Origin of the sequence: Ketobacter sp. MCCC 1A13808 (genome assembly GCF_009746715.1) — a bacterium.
Classification (GTDB): Bacteria; Pseudomonadota; Gammaproteobacteria; order Pseudomonadales; family Ketobacteraceae; genus Ketobacter.
The window spans coordinates 708,774-728,421 of sequence record NZ_VRKW01000001.1; the positions used below are offsets into that span (position 1 = coordinate 708,774).

General features: G+C 49.6%; 19 protein-coding genes. 4 read left to right on the forward strand and 15 right to left on the reverse strand.

From position 1 onward, the window contains the following. Nucleotide 1: 1 nt before the first annotated feature. The 8 genes from FT643_RS03025 to FT643_RS03060 all read right to left on the reverse strand — a co-directional run bounded on the left by FT643_RS03025 (nucleotide 2) and on the right by FT643_RS03060 (nucleotide 9,932). Entirely contained in the window at nucleotides 2–2,581 is a 2,580-nt protein-coding gene (locus tag FT643_RS03025) for a sensor histidine kinase (RefSeq protein WP_156869184.1), read from the reverse strand. A 177-nt stretch (nucleotides 2,582–2,758) separates the two neighbouring features. Further along, nucleotides 2,759–3,241, reverse strand: coding sequence for an FKBP-type peptidyl-prolyl cis-trans isomerase (locus FT643_RS03030; protein WP_156869185.1), 483 nt, complete (start codon nucleotides 3,239–3,241; stop codon nucleotides 2,759–2,761). A 28-nt stretch (nucleotides 3,242–3,269) separates the two neighbouring features. Next, entirely contained in the window at nucleotides 3,270–4,112 is an 843-nt protein-coding gene (locus FT643_RS03035) for a 23S rRNA (adenine(2030)-N(6))-methyltransferase RlmJ (RefSeq protein WP_156869186.1), read from the reverse strand. Next, nucleotides 4,106–5,005: a Dyp-type peroxidase gene (locus FT643_RS03040; RefSeq protein WP_156869187.1), complete on the reverse strand. Its 900-nt coding sequence runs from the start codon at nucleotides 5,003–5,005 to the stop codon at nucleotides 4,106–4,108. Before FT643_RS03040 ends, FT643_RS03035 begins: the two co-directional genes overlap by 7 nt. An 85-nt stretch (nucleotides 5,006–5,090) precedes the next feature. Then, on the reverse strand, nucleotides 5,091–6,944 hold the full coding sequence (gene ilvD / locus FT643_RS03045; protein WP_156869188.1) for a dihydroxy-acid dehydratase: 1,854 nt from the start codon (nucleotides 6,942–6,944) through the stop codon (nucleotides 5,091–5,093). Nucleotides 6,945–7,107: 163 nt separating this feature from the next. Continuing rightward, entirely contained in the window at nucleotides 7,108–7,725 is a 618-nt protein-coding gene (locus FT643_RS03050) for an FMN-binding negative transcriptional regulator (protein ID WP_156869189.1), read from the reverse strand. A 19-nt stretch (nucleotides 7,726–7,744) separates the two neighbouring features. Then, the gene (locus FT643_RS03055; protein WP_156869190.1) at nucleotides 7,745–8,929 is read right to left on the reverse strand and encodes an MFS transporter; all 1,185 of its coding nucleotides are present in this window, start codon (nucleotides 8,927–8,929) and stop codon (nucleotides 7,745–7,747) included. A 232-nt stretch (nucleotides 8,930–9,161) separates the two neighbouring features. Continuing rightward, nucleotides 9,162–9,932 carry a 3-hydroxyacyl-CoA dehydrogenase gene (locus FT643_RS03060; protein ID WP_156869191.1) on the reverse strand — a complete coding sequence of 257 codons (771 nt, stop codon included), beginning with the start codon at nucleotides 9,930–9,932 and terminating at the stop codon, nucleotides 9,162–9,164. A gap of 296 nt (nucleotides 9,933–10,228) precedes the next feature. Here FT643_RS03060 and FT643_RS03065 point away from each other — a divergent pair, with 296 nt between their 5' ends. The 3 genes from FT643_RS03065 to FT643_RS03075 are packed head-to-tail and all read left to right on the forward strand — an operon-like array spanning nucleotide 10,229 to nucleotide 12,618. Continuing rightward, nucleotides 10,229–11,215 (forward strand): NADPH:quinone oxidoreductase family protein, encoded by a 987-nt coding sequence (locus FT643_RS03065; protein ID WP_156869192.1) that lies wholly within the window; start codon nucleotides 10,229–10,231, stop codon nucleotides 11,213–11,215. 24 nt (nucleotides 11,216–11,239) lie between these two features. Then, entirely contained in the window at nucleotides 11,240–11,854 is a 615-nt protein-coding gene (locus tag FT643_RS03070) for an acyl-CoA thioesterase (protein ID WP_156869193.1), read from the forward strand. Continuing rightward, nucleotides 11,851–12,618: an enoyl-CoA hydratase gene (locus FT643_RS03075; protein WP_156869194.1), complete on the forward strand. Its 768-nt coding sequence runs from the start codon at nucleotides 11,851–11,853 to the stop codon at nucleotides 12,616–12,618. The genes FT643_RS03070 and FT643_RS03075 overlap by 4 nt, the downstream gene beginning before the upstream one ends. Before the next feature lie 57 nt (nucleotides 12,619–12,675). On the opposite strand, the gene FT643_RS03080 is transcribed toward FT643_RS03075, so the two are convergent. Together FT643_RS03080 and FT643_RS03085 are read right to left on the reverse strand one after the other, a co-directional pair. Beyond that, complete coding sequence (locus FT643_RS03080) at nucleotides 12,676–13,266, reverse strand: YceI family protein (protein ID WP_411267790.1); 591 nt, start codon at nucleotides 13,264–13,266, stop codon at nucleotides 12,676–12,678. A 1-nt stretch (nucleotide 13,267) separates the two neighbouring features. Beyond that, a complete protein-coding gene (locus FT643_RS03085) occupies nucleotides 13,268–13,840 on the reverse strand; it encodes a cytochrome b (protein WP_156869195.1) in 573 nt (190 codons plus the stop codon). 252 nt (nucleotides 13,841–14,092) lie between these two features. On the opposite strand from FT643_RS03085, the gene FT643_RS03090 reads away from it, so the two are divergent. Next, a complete protein-coding gene (locus FT643_RS03090; protein ID WP_156869196.1) occupies nucleotides 14,093–14,512 on the forward strand; it encodes a hypothetical protein in 420 nt (139 codons plus the stop codon). Nucleotides 14,513–14,524: 12 nt separating this feature from the next. On the opposite strand, the gene FT643_RS03095 is transcribed toward FT643_RS03090, so the two are convergent. The 5 genes from FT643_RS03095 to FT643_RS03115 form a co-directional block, all read right to left on the reverse strand. Beyond that, nucleotides 14,525–15,685 (reverse strand): 2Fe-2S iron-sulfur cluster-binding protein, encoded by a 1,161-nt coding sequence (locus tag FT643_RS03095; protein WP_156869197.1) that lies wholly within the window; start codon nucleotides 15,683–15,685, stop codon nucleotides 14,525–14,527. A 68-nt stretch (nucleotides 15,686–15,753) separates the two neighbouring features. Continuing rightward, nucleotides 15,754–16,068: a hypothetical protein gene (locus FT643_RS03100; RefSeq protein ID WP_156869198.1), complete on the reverse strand. Its 315-nt coding sequence runs from the start codon at nucleotides 16,066–16,068 to the stop codon at nucleotides 15,754–15,756. Beyond that, nucleotides 16,068–17,654 carry a peptide chain release factor 3 gene (gene prfC, locus FT643_RS03105; protein ID WP_156869199.1) on the reverse strand — a complete coding sequence of 529 codons (1,587 nt, stop codon included), beginning with the start codon at nucleotides 17,652–17,654 and terminating at the stop codon, nucleotides 16,068–16,070. The genes FT643_RS03100 and prfC overlap by 1 nt, the downstream gene beginning before the upstream one ends. A 163-nt stretch (nucleotides 17,655–17,817) precedes the next feature. Further along, nucleotides 17,818–18,732, reverse strand: a complete 915-nt coding sequence (locus FT643_RS03110) for a nucleotidyl transferase AbiEii/AbiGii toxin family protein (protein WP_156869200.1) — start codon at nucleotides 18,730–18,732, stop codon at nucleotides 17,818–17,820. Between the two features lie 25 nt (nucleotides 18,733–18,757). After that, a complete protein-coding gene (locus tag FT643_RS03115; protein WP_232339816.1) occupies nucleotides 18,758–19,597 on the reverse strand; it encodes a type IV toxin-antitoxin system AbiEi family antitoxin in 840 nt (279 codons plus the stop codon). Nucleotides 19,598–19,648: the final 51 nt, after the last annotated feature.

Below are 19,648 nucleotides of genomic sequence, written 5' to 3' on the forward strand. Positions count from 1 at the left end.
ACTACTGATTGTTTTCAGGAGGATTCAGTTCGGCCGATCTGCGCCGCATCGGTAACAGCACACGAAACACGCTGCCTACACCATGCTCGCTTTCCACTTCGATCCTGCCGCCGAGTACAGACACCAATCTAGAGGTAATGGCTAAACCCAACCCGGTGCCTTCGATATTTTTTTCCCGAGCTTCATTGGTGCGCACAAATTCATTAAACAGCTTTTCCTGGTCCTTCGCCGTGATACCTATTCCCGTATCCGTCACCTGTAAAGTCAAGGTCTGCCCCCAGGACACCTCGAAGGTCACATTAACACTGACAGAAATGCTGCCTTTGCGCGTGTATTTCACAGCATTGGACACCAGATTATTTAAAATCCTGAGCAATACATTCTTGTCAGTCACCATCGGTATTGGGGTTACAGGCAAGCTCACTTTGAATTTTAAATTCTTGGCTTTGGCCCAGGGTGCTAAAGCCTGCAACTGTAAATCCAATAGTTGCCTTACATCCAACGGCTCAAGATTCACATTCATGTGGCCGGACTCGACCTTGGACAAATCCAGGATGTCATTAATTAAAGACAGTAAATGGTGTGCATTGCGGAGCACGGTTTCCAATCCATCCTGCTCGCGCTCACCTAAAGTCACATTGCTGCTTTTCAATACCCGTTCTGAAAAACCAATAATAGAATTGAGCGGGGTCCGCAGTTCGTGGGACATACTAGCCAAGAATTCGGACTTGTACCGATTCGCTTTTTCCAACTGTTGGATCAACCTGTGCCGTTCTGTTATATCAGTGACCGAGACCAGAACTTCGCCCTGCTCTTCGTAACGCAGGGGTTGTAATGCCACATCCAATACCAGTATAGACCCGTCTCGGGTTAGCCCTTTGATATCGGACCGGCTTCCCAGACGTTTGGGTCCTGCGTTCAACAAATATTTCTGTACATGATCGCGATGCCGACCATGGGCTTCCGGTGGAATCAAAATGTTAACCGGTTTCCCCATGAGTTCTTCCGCGGCATAACCAAACATGTCGGACAGGCTGCGATTCACCAGGCTTATCTTCTGACTGCGATCCACCAGCATCAGGCCACTGGGTGCAGAATCAAATAGCAGAGTAAAACGACGCTCCGAATCCAGACGGTCAGTTATGTCATTACAAATCACCACCATGAACTCGGTTATACCGTTGACATTTTTAATAGGAACCTGATGGATATTGAAGTAACGTAGCCCCTCCAGCGTTTCCACTTCCAGCTTGCTGATAAAACTTGCGCTGAATTCGCTGCCGGTCAATCTCACCTGGCTATTAAATTGTTGTTGGAAGCGATCAAACAATGCCATTGTTGAGTGATCGTTCGTCTCGAACAAACGTCGGGCGTGGTGATTTAATCTCACCACTTCACCGCCTAGTACGTTCTTCACGAAAAGTACATTAGGCAAGCTATCGATAATGGCGTCCGCAAAGTTTTTCTGTGTTTCCAATTCGTACTTAGCCGATATCAATTCCTTGTTTCTTTGTTCAGCAATGGCTTCCACCCGATGCTTCATATGGCGCATGGACAACAGAACATAAAACAGCAACACATCAATAATGATTCCACCGAGCACAACAAATTTGGGTATTTCACGACCATCAATTGACTGGGTGAACTCGGACCCGGGCGTAAAATATAAGGTCCAGGGTTGGCCATTGAACATAAAGGTGTTTCTCCACCTCAGAGCCCCTGACTCTTCAACGCGGCGGACATCATGTACACGGTTGCTGTCGAAAAGCAGGTTCTCGCGATCGCTGTTCTCACCATCGTAGATCTCAAAATCGATAGAATAAGCTTCCCCTTTGGTTATCCCCAGCATCAGGTCTCCGGTCCGGAAAGGCGAATAGACCCACCCCGAGAAGCTGGCTTCCCGCTCGGATTTGGTTGATGGTGGTGGGCTGGTGGAATAAACAGGTAAATAGATGAGGAATCCACTTTGCGTGTCTTCCTCTGTCTCCTGTACCAGGGTGATTTTTCCGGTGGTTGCCAACTCGCCGCTGCTGCGCGCACGCGCCATGGCCTTACGCCGCAATAGATTGGTGTACATGTCATACCCGAACGCACGCCGGTTACGCCAATCAAATGGCTCAAGATAAACAATGCTGGTGTAAAAATCCCGCTCACCTAACGGCCGAATATCGTATTCAGGAAACCCCTGGGCGCGCACACTTTCAATGTGAGCTTGTTTCTGCTGCGGGCTAATCGGCACGCTCAAACCCACTCCCTGGATACCGGGCCAGAAACGGTTTAATTCCAGGTTGCGCACATAGGTTGAAAATTGTTCACGGGTGGGAGGGTCGGTGGCGTAATAGAAAGCCGCAGCATTACGCAACACTTGATTATAGACTTCAAGATGGCTCTCGATTTCTCGTTGCAGCTGCTGGGCGCCGTAGTTGAAGCGATCGCGTATGCGCTGTTCGATAAGGTGGGTGGATATCACAAAAGCACCCACAGTCAGCGACAGCGATATGAATAAAATTACCCAAACCGCATAGCCGCTGTGAACCACATCAGCGACAAGATACCAGCGAAACTGCCTGTCCTTGCTCATCCTTTAGCACATTATCCCTTTTGTAGTCGTCCGACAAAGCCAGCATACTCAGGTGCGGACCTGAAATCAGCTTAGTCAATATTACCCATTAAGGATAGCAGCCGGACGCTAAAAACGGACATCCCCACCCATAATTACGCGGATCGAGCGAATTTCGCAATTCCTACAAGGCGCCAACTAGTGGTGATGACCACCAACACCATGAGCATGCCCATGGGCTTTTTCTTCTTCGGTCGCATCACGTAGCTCTACGATTTCAATATCAAAGGTCAACACCTTGCCCGCCAAAGGATGATTGAGATCGCAATCCACATTGAATTTACCGACCTTCACCACGGTCACCTGCCGTTGGCCTTTCTCGGTTTCCACCCACGCTACCATTCCGGGCTTCCATTTTTTGGCTCCACGCAGATGCTTGACCGGGATGCGCTGCATTGAGTCCGCTTTACGCAAACCATAACCGTCTACCGGTTCTACTGTCACACTAAAGATATCCCCTGCTTCGTGTGCCTCCATCGCTTTTTCCAGCCCGGGAATAATATTGTTGTGACCGTGCAGATACGCCATCGGATCACTACCGATGGTGGTTTCGATCTGTTCGCCTCGTTCATCTTTTAATGTGTAATGGAATTGAACCACCGAGTTCTTACTGATGGGCATAGGGTTACCTTTTCGTTAAAATATCGAGCTACTGGTTATGCTGGATAGCCCACTCAGCCGTTTCGCCATCACCCAGTTTTTCGGTGAGGTACGGCAGACCCTGCTCCAGATCCGCTTTTAGCGTCCAGGGTGGGTTAATCACAAACATGCCACTTCCATACATTCCGTGCCCTTGAGGCGGAGAATTTACCCGAAGCTGAACATCAAGCCAATTGTCACAGGGCAACTTTTTCAATTGATCAGAATAGCGCTGAGCCGGCAGTGAGTTTATCAGCGGGTACCAAACCAAATAGGTTCCGCTGGCAAAACGATTCAGGCTTTCCTTCAGACAACCCGGAACCCGCTGGTAATCCGTCTTCATTTCGTATGACGGATCAACGAGCACAATGCCGCGGCGAGTGACCGGGGGCAACAAACCTTTTAGCAATTGAAAACCGTCCCCATCCATCACCTTCACCCGCCGATCACGACAAAAATGCTGCTCCAGCTTTGCCCTGTCCGAAGAATGCAATTCAATTAAGCGCAACCGGTCATCCGACCGCATCAGCGCCGCAGCCACCACCGGAGAGCCCGGATAGCTGTGGAGTTTGGGGGGTTTGACTTTATTGAAGGAAGACACCAAGGTCAGATAATCAGACAACACCGCCGGGGCTTTGGCGTCATTCCAGATACGGGCAATACCGGAATCGGATTCGGCAGTTTTACGGGCGTACGCATCCATCAATGAATATTGCCCGGCCCCCGCATGGGTATCCATGTAAAAAAACGGCTTATCTTTACGCTTCAGGTATTCCAGGCACAACACCAGAACCCAATGCTTTAATACATCGCCCTGATTTCCTGCGTGATAGGCATGACGGTAGCTTAGCATTGAGTCTTCGCATCCAGCTTTAGTAATGACAGGTCTATTTGGTTTTGCAGCATTGGGGGGCACCAAAAGTGAGTACCGGAGATGGGCTGGGAGAAACGAAACAGGCCATCGGTAATACCGTCGTCCATCCCGACCATCCGCTTCATAACACGATCGAATGCTTGCAAACTATGTCCAAAGCCAAGAAACACCAGACCTTCCTGGGCATCTTTACTCCAGGGCATGGAGCGACGCAGCATAAAGGCCTCGGGAGAAAAGTTTTCCGGGGCGGAACGCTTAACGTGGGCAGACTCAGGAGCTTCATCAAACTCTTCATTATCTGACATTCTACGCCCCATAATATTGTCCTGTTCAGACTGTGGCAAAGCCTTGAAATGCGTCAGGTTATGGAGCCACTGCTGCACTGAGGCGAAGCTGGACCCCTTGAGGCCCGCTGTATCATTGTCGACAAAAGCCGCACGATGGGCGTTTTCACCTTCCGGGTTTTCAGACCCGTCAATGTACCCCGATAAATCCCGGCAATCACGATAACGAAAGCAGTCCATAACCGTGCCAAGTTCAAAACCGCACTCTAGACCCTGCTTATATTGCCGGGTCTTCTCCACTACCTCACCCCGTTCTTCTGCCCGTAACCACACCCACAGCGAACCCGGAGTAGCAGGAACTTCGATAGCCGCTCCCGAGTAGGTCGACGCCATTTGCATGCCTTTTATACTGCAACCAACACTCTCTAGCAGGGGGTAGCCAAGACCCACTACAGCCGAGCGGCCGTCTGCCGCCTGCTGCAGATAGGCCAACGCACGTGCAAGATCTCCAGCGGGAAGCTGATCGAATATCAAATGCCGGGCATGAGCGGGTATAGGCTCCAGAATACCGGGTTGCGCTGGTGTCATAGCAATTCAATCCTGCCGCAAATTCACGTCCGGCTTTATATCACATCTTGGACACGAATTAACAATCCCGGCCCGCCAGCGGATTTTATTGGTCCAATTGGGATAAATCCCGAACACCACCACGATCAGCACTGGTTGCAAGAGCCGCATAGGCCTTCAGGGCAGTACTGACTTTACGTTGCCGCGGATGCTCGGGCTTCCAACCAGCTTTGCCCTTATCGTTCATATTGTGGCGACGGTGAGACAATTCTTCCGTACTGAGCACTACATCAATGGCGCGATTGGGGATATCAATGCGGATGAGGTCACCGGATTCCACCAAAGCAATGGCCCCACCGGCAGCCGCTTCCGGTGACACGTGACCAATCGATAGACCGGAAGTGCCGCCTGAAAAACGGCCATCGGTCAGTAATGCACACTCTTTGCCCAAGCCTTTCGATTTCAAATAGCTGGTGGGATACAACATCTCCTGCATACCCGGGCCCCCTTTCGGCCCTTCGTAGCGGATAATAACCACTTCCCCGGACTGGACTTCATCTGACAGTATGCCTTTTACAGCAGCGTCCTGGCTCTCGTAAATTCGGGCCGGCCCTTCAAATACCAATATACTTTCATCGACGCCTGCGGTTTTTACCACGCAACCATCCTCCGCGATATTACCGTACAGCACGGCTAAGCCGCCTTCTTTGGAATACGCGTGTTCCAGTGAACGGATGCAGCCATTTTCACGATCCATGTCCAGACTATCCCAACGGCAGTCCTGGCTAAACGCCTCTTGAGTCGGAATACCGGCGGGCCCCGCTTTGAAAAAGCGCTGTACCGCCTCATCGTCGGTCTGCATCAGATCCCACTGAGCCAACGCTTCTTCCATGGTGGCACTGTGCACAGTGGACACGTCTGTATTCAGCAGCCCGGCTCGATTCAGCTCACCCAGGATGCTCATGATGCCACCCGCACGGTGCACATCCTCAATGTGGTATTGCGGCGTATTCGGCGCCACTTTGCATAGCTGTGGAACATGGCGAGATAAACGATCGATATCGCTCATGCCGAAGTCCACATTGCCTTCCTGTGCAGCCGCCATCAGGTGCAGAATGGTGTTAGTGGAACCGCCCATGGCGATGTCCAGTGTCACGGCATTTTCGAATGCTTTTACATTGGCAATGGAGCGCGGCAACACGCTGTCATCATCTTGTTCATAGTAACGACGGGTAATATCGACGATACGACGACCAGCTTCCAGAAACAGGCGCTCACGGTCCTTGTGAGTCGCCAACGTGGTACCGTTACCTGGCAGTGACAACCCCAACGCTTCCGTAAGACAATTCATCGAGTTCGCGGTGAACATGCCGGAGCAGGAACCACAGGTAGGGCAAGCACTGCGCTCGTACATATCCGCTTGCTCGTCGGTAATATTAGGGTCCGCAGCGGCAACCATGGCATCCACCAGGTCGAGTTTTATTACCTTGTCTGCCAGCTTGGTTTTACCTGCTTCCATCGGGCCACCGGAGACAAAGATAACCGGAATATTCAGGCGTAGGGCCGCCATCAGCATTCCCGGGGTAATTTTGTCGCAATTGGATATACAGACCAGCGCATCTGCACAATGGGCATTCGCCATATACTCAACTGAGTCGGCTATGATTTCACGGGAGGGCAGACTGTAAAGCATGCCATCATGCCCCATCGCAATACCATCATCCACCGCTATGGTATTGAATTCCTTGGCAACGCCGCCGGCCTTTTCGATTTCCCGGCACACCAGCTGGCCCAGATCCTTAAGATGTACATGCCCCGGGACAAACTGGGTAAAAGAATTGGATACCGCGATAATCGGTTTGCTGAAGTCACCGTCCTTCATTCCTGTTGCCCGCCACAAAGCGCGAGCCCCGGCCATGTTACGGCCTTCAGTGGAAGTTTTTGAACGATACGCAGGCATGTAAGACTCCTCGAATGCGATTAGGGAACTGAATGAATATAAGCCGTTAGAATACCAGGAATAGAACCCACGAGACAGCACAGTAAGCGCTGCCTGGTTACTCGTGGAGTAGTCGTCTCAGAGATTGATGCACGATCGGGGCAAATCCGGTCGATCGGGGGATTTACGGTTTAAGGTCTGCCTTCATTAGGCGCGACAAGGTTTGCAACTGGCTGTCCGGGCTGGCTGAAAACTTCTGGATAACCCCAACCCGGTCCATTTTGGAACGGTTTTGGCTCAATTTGGCCTTGCCTTCCATAGACGTGATCTTAATTCTGAAAAACACAATCTGCTTCATCAGCGTTCTGACCCTGAACTCATCCAGCTGGTCCAGCGACCAGCTGCCGGCATAACGGGCTTCATTAGCCTGACTGAGTCTCTCCAGCAAGGCGAAGGATTCCGATTCCGTTTTTATGAGCTCTGCTTTTCCTGAAACCTGCAAGGTAATGTAATTCCAGGTGGGCACTCCATCCGGCTGGCTGTACCATGTTGGTGATACATAGCCGTGCGGACCATCAAAAATCACCAACAAATCCTCAACCATTAACAAGGTTTGCCATTGCCCGTTAGCCCGGGCCATATGACCAAGCAACTCCCCTTTCTCCCGGTCCAGGTAAAATGGCATGTCGTTAATCTCCAATTTCCCGCGACGGCTGGTCACCAGCTTGCCGAAGCTCCAATCCTCAATCCATTGATAGAGTACTTCCGGGTCAGTTACGAGAAAAGGTTCGGGTATATGCATTATTAATATGCCTTATTGTTCACGCGATTGACTGGTTACTATCCAGCCCTTTTATCAATACTAGGTGCAACCAACCGATCAAACAAATCAATAACAAAGCCAGTGCAACCAGATTGAGTCCGTTCCAGCCAAGCGTCGCCATCAAAAGGCCTGCCGACAAGGAGGCAGCCCCCTGAAACCCGAAAATAATAAAATCATTCCCTGCCTGGGCCTGATAGCGCTCCGCTCCGGGATAGGCCGTTGCCACCAGCTGTGTTCCCGCCAGAAATAGTCCGTTCCAGCCTAACCCCAGCAATACCAGCGCCACCATGTAGTGCAGATAGGTCACCCCCTGCAAAGCCAGAACGACGGCCATCAGGTTACAGATCAGACCGAACAATGCGACCTTTGGGGCACCCCACTTTTGCATCAGTACTCCCACGAACAGTGAGGGCAGAAACATAGCCGCTATATGCCACTGAATCACATTGGCCGTATCACCCATCGCGATACCCTGGTGGTGATGCATACTGATCGGGGTGGCCGTCATCACCAGGCTCATCACCGTGTAAGCTGTGGTGCCACATAGTACGCCGAGGGCATAGCGAGAAGTCCACAGCGAGCTGAACTTGACGCGGTTTTTAAATGTTTGTTCTTGCGGTTTGATCTGAGGCCGATAGAGCATCAAACCACCTGCGGCGAGTAAAGCCAGGCCAGCCAATGCCAAATAGGAACCCGCATAAAGGATGTCAGGAACCAGGTGCTGAGTGAACACCCCCAATCGGGGCCCTACCATTGCGGCACCAATGCCGGCAAACAAAATCAATCCGACTGCAAGACTGGTTTTTGCCGCTGGCACATTTTCCGTTGCTGCGAAACGGAATTGTTGCACAAACGCCAAAGTACAACCTAGTAGAGTCATCCCCGCACAATACAAAACAAAAGAACGCACATAGAGAGAAGCAACACAACTCAGGCAACCGAACACGCTGATCAGAACCGCTGCCAAAAATCCAACACGGCGACCATACCGATTCGCGATTTTAGCAGCCGGGATTGTGGATACCGCGGTACCCGCAACCAACATCCCCATTCCGAAGGTGGCAAGACTCTCGGAAGGGGCCAGCGTACTGCCGACAAATCCATTTAACAGCACCATCATGGGAGCAATACTACCCAGTGTTATATGAGCCCAGATCAGGATCAGGAGATTGCGGATATTCATGACTGTGTGCGCCGAAAAAGAATTCGACTTTACACGCGCTGATAGGTGGGGGGCAAGAACAAGTAGCGATAGACAAAGTACTTCGAAAACGTTTCAAATCGACCAAAAAAGCCGGAGCAACCATGCGCTGGTTTTAACTCCGGCTTTGCAAACGCATTCCAGGATGGAATGTTGGACTGATTTCAATCGGTGCTTGCCACGCATTTTTACTGTCGATACGACCGAGCTTACGTTATCTGGGCGACATCCGGATAGAGCCATCCAGGCGAACGACTTCACCATTAAAGAAACCGTTTTCGACCATCTGACATGCCATCTGACCGTATTCGGAAGGGTTACCCAGGCGTTTCGGAAACTGGGTCATTTCGATTAATGGCAACTTAACGGTATCCGGCGCGGCATTCATCAAAGGGGTATTAAAAATACCCGGAGCAATAACGTTCACACGAATCCCGTAGGTAGAAAGATCCCGTGCGATGGGCAACGTCATACCGACAACCCCGCCTTTTGATGCGGAATACGCAACCTGTCCCACCTGACCATCGAAGGCGGCGACAGAAGCGGTATTAATAATAACGCCGCGCTCTCCGTCTTCGGTAACCGGCTCATTTTTAGCCATGGCTTCAGCCGCCAAGCGGGTTACGTTAAACGTACCAACCAGATTAACCGCAATCACTTTCTGAAAAATATCCAGGGAATGGGGCCCCTTACTGCCATAAGTCTTCATGGCGGAACCAATACCTGCACAATTCACGGTTACATGCAGGCCACCCTGATTTTCCATAATGCGCTGAATAGCACCTTGTACCGACGCTTCATCAGCCACATTCACTTTCTCGAAAAAACACTTATCTCCCAGCTCAGCAGCCACATTATCGCCCAGCTCTTCGTTCAAATCGAAAATGACTACCGTCGCGCCTTTCGCCAAAAACGCTTCTGTTGTGGCGCGACCCAAACCGGACGCTCCGCCCGTGACAATGGCCACTTTATCTTGCAAGTCCATGAAATATCCTCTTCGGTGTATAGAGCAGATTAACCAACTCTAAGTATCAATATGACTATAGGGTCAGCAGTATATCAGGGCAGCCAATGCAGATTACTGGCTAAATCTGCCACATTGTTAGCGTTTTAAGTCAGACTTCGTTACAAGCGGAAGCAGTCGGGTAAAAGTGAGGTAATATCGCCTAAATTCAATAAGATTCGGCAATTCCGGAACTTTTTTGTCCGGTTATTGAGCTGATATACTGGACCGTCAACGGGCGGGCCGATAACACCACGCCAACAAACAAGGAAAAGCCAATGAAAGCTGTGCATTGTAAAGAGTTTGGGCCACCAGAGAAGCTGGTTGTTGAAGATGTCCCCGCCCCGACACCGGGCGCAAACGATGTGCTAATCGACGTAAAAGCCGCCGGCATCAATTTCCCTGACACCCTGATCATTGAAAATAAATATCAATTCAAGCCGCCTCTCCCTTTCATACCGGGTACCGAGGTGTCCGGCACGGTGGCGGCCGTGGGCGACCAGGTTAAACACGTTAAACCCGGAGACCAGGTGATGGGCTTTGCCTTTGTCGGTGGTTATGCAGAACAACTCAGTGTTCCCGCCGCCAGCTGCTTTCCAATGCCGGAAACATTCAGCTACGAGCAAGCCGCCGCATTCACCATGATTTACGGCACCTCTTATTACGCCCTGAAACAACGCGGCAACCTGCAATCCGGAGAAACACTACTGGTGCTCGGAGCTTCCGGCGGTGTGGGCATGGCTGCAGTGGAGCTTGGTAAATTAATGGGAGCAACCGTGATCGCAGCGGGTGGCAACCTGGAGAAGCTCGCTGTCTGCAAAGAGCGTGGTGCAGATCACGTGGTCAATTACAACGACGCTGACTGGAAAGATCAGGTAAAAGCTTTAACTTCGGGCAACGGCGCAGACGTCATTTACGATGCGGTGGGGGGCGACTACACCAAAACCGCATTGCGCTGCATTAACTGGGGTGGCCGCTTATTGGTGGTCGGCTTCGCCAGCGGTGACATTCCCCAACTTGCGGCCAATCTGACATTATTAAAGAGCAGCTCAATTGTCGGCGTATTCTGGGGCGCTTCATTGACCAAAGAAGCACAGGCGAATCAAGACAATTTCAAACAACTTTATCAATGGTCCATGGAAGGTAAAATTCAGCCCTACGTTTGCGCCAGCTATCCTCTGGACCAAGTAGCAGACGCAATGAACCTGCTGTTGCAACGGAAAGCGATCGGAAAAGTCGTCCTCACTACCGGTGAGACCCAATAATCTCAACCCATCGCGAGAAGTATCATGTGGTTTATTATTCGATTTATCCTGGCGCTTTATATTCAGAAAACCAAGCCGACTAAATCTTTGCTGGATTGGGTACACTCACACCATCGGGTTATGCCCTGGGATCTGGATGCCAACATCCACATGAACAACGTTAAATACCTCAAGTATCTGGAACGGGGGCGCGTGGAACAAATGATCCATACGCCCTGGCTGCAGACTATGCATGCACGACGAGTCAAAGCGCTGATCGCGAATACTGAAATCAGCTATATAAAAGAGATGCGACCCATGCAGCATTTTACGGTTGAAACCCGTATCAATGGCTGGGATGACCGCTACGTTTATATCGAGCAACTCTTCACACACGACGGCACTATTTTCACCGCAGCTCTGGTTCGTATGGCGTTGGTGAGTATGCGTACGGGTAAACGGGTGACGCCCACCACTGAATTAGGCGATGCGTTTCCGGATTTGGCGCCGCCTGATTTGCCCGCCAGTGTGACGCTTCTTAATCAACTGATAAAGGCCCAGCGCCAGGAAACGCAAACTCGACTTGAAACCAGGCAAACGCACACTTTCATCGTCCAAACACAACCTCAAAAAGAACCATCACAGGATATAATTTCATGACAGACTTAGTCACTACTCAGATTGAGGATGGCGTTATCACCATCCAGTTGAACCGGGGTGATAAAAAAAATGCACTGACCGGAGAGATGTATCACGCGATCTGCGATGGCCTGGATCAATTGGAAAATGATCCGGCATTGCGTGTTGCGTTGATCAAAGGAACCGAAGATTGCTTCACTGCCGGCAATGACCTGGTGGATTTCCTGAACAGCTCGAGCATCGGCGGCGATTCTCCGGTGGCGAGATTTTTGCGCACGCTGCCAAACCTCACTAAACCGTTGGTAGCTGCCGTCAATGGCCCCGCGGTTGGCGTCGGAACCACCATGCTTATGCACTGCGATCTGGTGTATGCCGCACCGGGATCCAAATTCCAGATGCCCTTCGCAAACCTGGGTCTATGCCCGGAAGCCGGATCGAGCTTGCTGATTCCTCAATTGGTCGGCTATCGCCGTGCGGCAGAGTTGCTGATGCTATGTGAATTATTCGATGCCCACACCGCGAAAGAAATGGGTTTCGTGAGCGAGGTAATTGAGGAAGATTATCAAGCCTATGCCCTGGAAAAAGCGAAAAAGCTGGCTCGACAACCACCCGCCTCAATGCGCATTACCAAACAGCTACTGCGTCAGGGCAATCAGGAACAATTGAAGGCGGTAATGGCTGCGGAAGAAAAATATTTCAGTGAAATGCTGGAAGCGCCGGAAGCAAAAGAAGCGTTCAATGCGTTTCTGGAAAAGCGTAAACCGGATTTCACACAATTCAGTTAACGCTGAAAATGACGGGTCCGGCTGATTAATTTAGCCGGACCCGTCATTTTTCCATTATTACTGACGTACACCTTCGATTGAAATATAAATTTCTGCATACTCGGCCGCAGGCCCGAGGTTGTAATCAATACCGAAGTCTTTCAGTTTAATGCGAGTGGTGGCTTCAAACCCCTGACGATGACCACCCCATGGATCATCCCCTCCTCCAATATAAGTGGTATCTAAAGTGACAGGCTTAGTCACACCTTTCAGAGTGAAATCGCCTGTTATCTTTGCAGTTTTGTCACCGGTTTTCTCAACTTTAGTACTTTTAAAACTGGCGTTCGGAAACTTGGAAACATTGAAAAAATCTTTGCCACGCAGGTGTTTATCGCGTTCTGCGTGGTTGGAGTCCAGGCTCGCCACGTCAATCGCCACATTCACCTTGGAGTTCTCAATATTTTTCTCATCGAGAGTAAAAGTGCCATCGAATTTATTAAAGCGGCCCAATAGCCAACTGAAGCCAAGATGCTTGATTTTAAATTGGATGAAGGCATGGGTGCCTTTGATATCCATTTTATAAGTATCAGCGGCTTGCGCCGCACCGGTCGCAAATAACAGAACAAAGCTCATTATTACCAGAAAAGCGGATTTCTTTTGTACTCGCATTCTAATCTCCATTTTCTATCGATTGGGGAAACAACATTCTTTTGAGGGTGTTATCGTGGTGAAAAAAGTGATGATACAGGGCTGCGGTGGCATGTAGAACCACTAATGCCGCAAACCCGTATGCAATCCAGCGATGTGCTCTGCCTGCCCACTCGGCCTGGTCGGAAGAGAGTTCAAACAGAGCGCCGAGCCAGGCTTGACCGAACAGTTGCAGATCACTTCCATCCGCCGTGACAATAATATATCCACTAAAGGTTAAAACAATTATGAAGCAATACAGCAGGAGATGCGCGAGCCTGGCCAGCACAGCCTGAAGACCGGACTCTCCCTCGAAGGCCGGGGTAACACTGAAAGCAACCCACAGAAGCCTTATTAGCGTCAACACTCCCAGCATTAAACCGACGGCTTTATGCCACTCAGGTAACACGTTATAAAGGGTGTCGTAGTAGGTCAGTTCGACCATATACAGGCCGATTCCAAAGATAAACGCCGCCATCAGGAAGGACAACCAATGGATCGCAATACTCACCCAACCGTATGATTGTATTGAATTAAATAAATTACTCTCCGTCATGGGCGATTATTTCCCTACCGTTTATCCCTAAAAATCAACCAGTTATAAATAACAAAAACCACCTCAAAGTCAATATGGTATTATTTCGCATTCTATATCCTGTTTAGTTTATAGAAGTTGTTTGGTTATTCGGGAGAATGGTGGTTATCAAGTCTCCTTATTTAAAGGGAAATTCACTCTTCGCTTTTGTCGTTTGCGCTACGCATAAAACAAGGGGTCGGGCATCAGCATTTAGGGTAAAGGGAACGGACCATGAATTTGAAATCCATAATGGCCAGCTGGGTCATTGCAATGTGCCTGCTGGGGTTGGTTAGCCTGTTGAGCCAACCGGTGAAAAACGACGAAACCCATCAACAACAGCACTTATTCATGTTACCAGAAGAACAAGCCCCGCAGACCGAAGCCCAGGTGACCGAGCTTGAAGCTAAAGTCTGGTGTGCGCTGGAAAGCAACCAGGCAGTTCAATTTCAGTTTCGGGGCAAAGAACGTCAGATCCGTGGCAGCATGGGTATCGCGCCAGATTGGACACCTTCTGATAAAAACATCAACCCGGATCATCTTGCAGCCTCATGCGAAGACATACGCTATCAACAGTTAGCCGGTCTGAATCACATTGAGAACGATTTTACCGGCTACGATCCGGCTCTGGAATTCATGTTCACCACACTATAAGAAAGCAGGATGTTAATTGCCGGATAACTTTACTACGACCGAATCACAAGGGTAGGAAACACAACTCAATATATAGCCTTGCCTAGCATCCTCAATGGACAGCGAATTAGGCTCATCCATTAATACCGAGCCGGATTTCACCCTCACCTTACAGGTCTGACAGTTACCCACAGTGCACTTTTGAGGAATTGCCACTCCAGCCCTGTGCGCACTTTCCAGAATGGTATCCACCTTTCGTTGGCGCACTTGCACCATCTTGCGTAGCAGCCTTGAAGGAAGAAACGTCAACGCCCGCGGTCTTAACTGTTGTGACAACAGTGAATCCGGAGCTGAATTAAAGTTTTCAATTTTTATTCTGGATGCCGGGATACCGGCTCGAGCGAAGGCTTCTGAACACTTTTTTACCAGGCCATAAGGACCGCATAAATAAAATAACGCACTGGCGGAATCCGATACTCTGGACAGAATTTTTTCGCCGTCCAGGCGCCTGAACGGATCATGGCCATCCCCCTCCTTACGAGTATACTGAAACAGCACTGTCAGTCCCACGTGCTCTGCCTCAAGACGTGCAAGTTGCCGCGCGAATATCGCTTGCTCACGGGAACGGATTGCGTATAGCAACTGAATCTCGGCATCCGGATTTTTCCCTAGCAATTCTTTTATCAGGGAATAAACAGGGACTATGCCGGCTCCCGCAGCGATAAACACGTAGCGCTGATTCTCCGGATGGACAGCGGGCAAAACGAAATCACCAGCGGGATCATCAATATAAAATTGGTCTCCCACCCCCAATGACGATTTGAGATAAGAGGAAACACGCCCCTGGAAAATTCTCTGCACGGTGATGGTATAGTTATTTTCGTGAGTGGCGCTGGAAAACGAATAACAGCGCTGAAAGAAAGTCGCCCCCATCGGCAACGTCAATGTTACAAACTGCCCTGCTTTAAAGTTAAGCCGGTATCCTTCCAACAACTCAAATTCAATGGTGATAGCACGGGGGGTTTCGTGATGAATACGAACAACTTCTGCTTTATAGCAATTATCCAGGATAGTCGATTGGCGATCCGGACGGACGGACGGCACGGCCACCCCCATCGGTTGCAAAGCGCGATTCAAGCGCTGCAATACCCAGGGTGGTAAAGTTTGATTGAGAGTTTTAGAAATTCTGCCCACAGCTTGAATCCGTCATTCAACCTGCCACATTAAATCATATATCAAAAAAAATTATCCGGTAATTGGCGCTAGTCGTCCCAAAAACGTCGCAACTGAAACGCACAATAACCTACAGCGAACAATACGTTCACTACGATACTGGTCTGGGTGCTGGTACTGAGCTGACGGGGAGTCATGACGTCCTTGGCCAATTGCGATTCCGGTAACCCCCATAGCGCAATCACTACCATAATGACGGCGATAACCAACACACCGACAATCATGCTGATAAAGGCTTTGCTGCGATCGAGCCACTGTTGAATCGCCGCGTATTCGATAAAGCCGTTCAGGGCGCTGCACAGCACCCAGGTCATCAACAAGGATCCAACAATGTAGCCCGCCATCAGTGCTCGCGGGTTTCCTGAAAACGAATGTCGGGCCAGCGTTCCTGGGTCAGCTCCAGATTAACTCGCGTCGGCGCCAGGTAGGTAAGGTATCCTCCGCCGTCAATCGCCAGATTATCGTGACATTTCTTCTTAAAGTCCTCCAACATTCGCGCATCGTCGCAGTATACCCAACGGGCAGTGCTGACGCTGACATTGTCGTAGGAGCACTCTACCTTATATTCATCCTTGAGACGGTAGGCCACCACATCGAATTGCAACACTCCAACCGCGCCCACAACAATGTCATTATTACGCAGTGGCATAAATACCTGAGTTGCGCCTTCTTCTGACAATTGCTTGATCCCCTTTTGCAGCTGCTTACTTTTCAATGGATCCCGCAATTGCACCCGCCGGAACAGCTCCGGTGCAAAGTGCGGTATACCCTGAAAATTCATATCTTCGCCACTACTAAATGTGTCGCCGATTTGTATTGTGCCGTGATTATGCAAACCAATGATATCGCCAGGCCAAGCCGTATCGAGGTGCTCCCGCTCTCCGGCCCTGAACGTCATAGCATCCGAGATTCTGACCTCTTTTCCAAGTCGTACATGGCGCATTTTCATGCCTTTTTCGTAATGCCCGGAGCAAATCCGCATAAAGGCGATACGATCCCGGTGTTTCGGATCCATGTTAGCCTGAATCTTAAACACGAAGCCACTAAAACGATCGTCATCTACCTCCACCTGGCGAATATCGGTTTCCCTACCCTGAGGTTTCGGTGCCCACTGTACCAACCCGTCCAATAGATGATCGACACCAAAGTTGCCCAATGCGGTCCCGAAAAATACCGGGGTTAGTTTGCCCTGCAGAAAGGCGTCAAGTTCGAATTCGTGGCTGGCCCCTTTCACCAGTTCAAGCTCTTCTCGCAGATCGTCTGCCAAGTTGCCCACGGCTTCATCCAGCTCAGGATTGTTCAGTCCTTTTATCGGCCGCACACTCTGAATCGTATGTCCCTGCCCGCTGTGGTAGAGATAGGTGGTATCTTGATATATGTTGTACACACCTTTGAACAGTTTGCCCATCCCAATCGGCCAGGTCACCGGGGCACAGTTGATATTCAAAATGCTTTCCACTTCGTCCAGCAGATCAATCGGATCCCGTATATCCCGATCCATTTTGTTCACAAAGGACAAAATCGGGGTGTCTCTCAAACGACAAACTTCCATCAGTTTAATCGTCCGTGGTTCAACCCCCTTGGCTCCATCTATAACCATCAACGCGGAATCGACTGCAGTCAGGGTCCGGTAGGTATCTTCCGAGAAATCTTCGTGGCCTGGAGTATCCAGCAGGTTCACCGTGCAATCTTTATAAGGGAACTGCATTACCGAGGTGGTCACCGAAATGCCCCTTTCCTTTTCCATTTCCATCCAATCGGAGGTAGCATGACGGTCTGAACCACGTCCTTTAACCGTTCCCGCCACCTGAATTTGGTTTCCGTACAGCAGCAACTTCTCAGTTATTGTGGTTTTACCAGCATCCGGGTGCGAGATGATAGCGAATGTTCTTCGCTTATTGATTTCATTAAGAAAATCGGCGTTTGCCATGTATCCAAATTCCCATTTTGTACAAAAGTTTGTACAAAAAAATAAAGTTAACTCTAAGCCCTGATTTTCAAGTCGTCTGCCAAGGCCTACAGCCAGCAAAACCTCCCATCAAAGCATTGATAAAATTGAGCGCTATTCTAGCAAAATGACTAAACGTTATAAATCATACGCCCAGTACTTCTTTCAGCTTTTCTAGCGCCTGTTTATGTTTTTCATCTGGCATTTTAGCCAGATTAATTTGTTTCCACTTAATGGCCGGAAGCTCACTAACTCCGCTCAACTCGAGCAGCGGCCAGTCTGGCTCACGGTTTTTAAACGACAGTAAAAACGCTTTTTCATTTTCGGTTAGCCCTTGATGAATAAGCGCTACCAATCGCTCCCTAACTGCTTCCAGCTCTTCCAAGGGAACATCTGTCTCGGCCATGTTGGCAAATTCACCTGCGTAGATGGCCGAAATATCCTTAAATTGGGGCTTTAGCAGTTCGGCCATAGGCCTATTGTGGCTTGAGAGATACACCAGCAAAGCTTTGCGAATCTCGTCAGTCAGCCCTTCATTTTCCAAAAGCCACTTAACATCAAATAAGTCTCGTGGATGCTGCCTATCCAATGCTGCACATATTTTACCAGCATATAGATCCGCCAAAGCGACGACAGGAACTTCAACATAACCGAATTCATCTTCTACAGCAGCGCGCACCTCCATGAGCTTCGGCTCATAAACCGTGCCGCGTAATACAGGTGATAATTCCACCTTGATCTGCACACCGTTGCGGGCAACGATCAGCCTCAGTGCATCGCGCTTCGACTTATAGGCTTCGGTCAGCTCTATGTCTTTAAACGCTGCTTTTAATTCAGCACTGATAACATCGAGTGCATCACAAATTTCCTGCAAGGCTTCATCACGGCCTTTCATTGGCAGATACACCAGATCAATATCAACCGACAAGCGCGGAAATTCTCTGACAAAGAGATTAATTGCCGTACCACCTCTAAGCGCAAAACATTCCTGTTTAGCGACAAAAGGCAAAACCTGCATCAAAAGCTGCACTTGCTTGTAGTAAATGCTGTTTCTATCCATCCCCTATTTTTCCCTAAACAAGAGCTTACACTTCACTCACCGATGCCATATGCGACGGCACGGTTATTAGATACTCAGCATCCAACTTCCCGCCTTTAGCAACAACACGCTTTCCTGAGCCCAAATCGTAATCCTTTACCTGCAACTTGCTAAACCAAGAGTAAGATTGGCGCTTCGCAAGCCAGAAGAACAAGCGTTTGGCCTTTACGCTTTTGCATGTGGTTAAAAGCGTATCAAGCTTTCTGGGTGACAAATTCACCAGACCTTGCATAAGTTCATCAGCGTGCTCAAATGACACGCTTTCCGGCAAGTCCATCAACACTTCCAGTATGGCTTTCTCTGGGCATGAAAAATACACAGGTGGCAATTCCGCTTCCCACTCATACTCTTTAACAAAAGCTTTATCCTTAGATAAGCTTTCAGGCCATAGTTTACTTGTACTATGCCCTTTAAACTCAACGGGCAACGATAGTCGTGCCAGCCATGTCGGCAACTTTCCCGCCGCATATAAGTGGATATGTGGCGTATTACCCAATGATAAATACTGTGACAAACCCGATAAGGAGAGAGCAGACAGCCCACCGACCACCACAGGCGGTAGTTGTTCGCCGTCCCGTCTTTCCATACGCTGCATAGAAGCTACTACACCCTCCCAACTCACCGAGCGTGAATACTGGCTATAAACACCTGTAGCTAATAGCAATAGCGTGTCAGTTTTGACCGCATTATCCAGTGCATGGGCACTTAAGCCCTGCTCTGCCAACCACTTTTTGGTAGCCAGCATGCCATAGGGCAAAAGCGTCTTAAGTGACTGTTTATAAGCACCTTTCGCTACGTCTTCCTGTAAAGTAGTGCCCTTATCCAAGCGCAAAAACCTTTCTGTAGTTTATAATTTGCCAATTTTGCGGCGAATAGC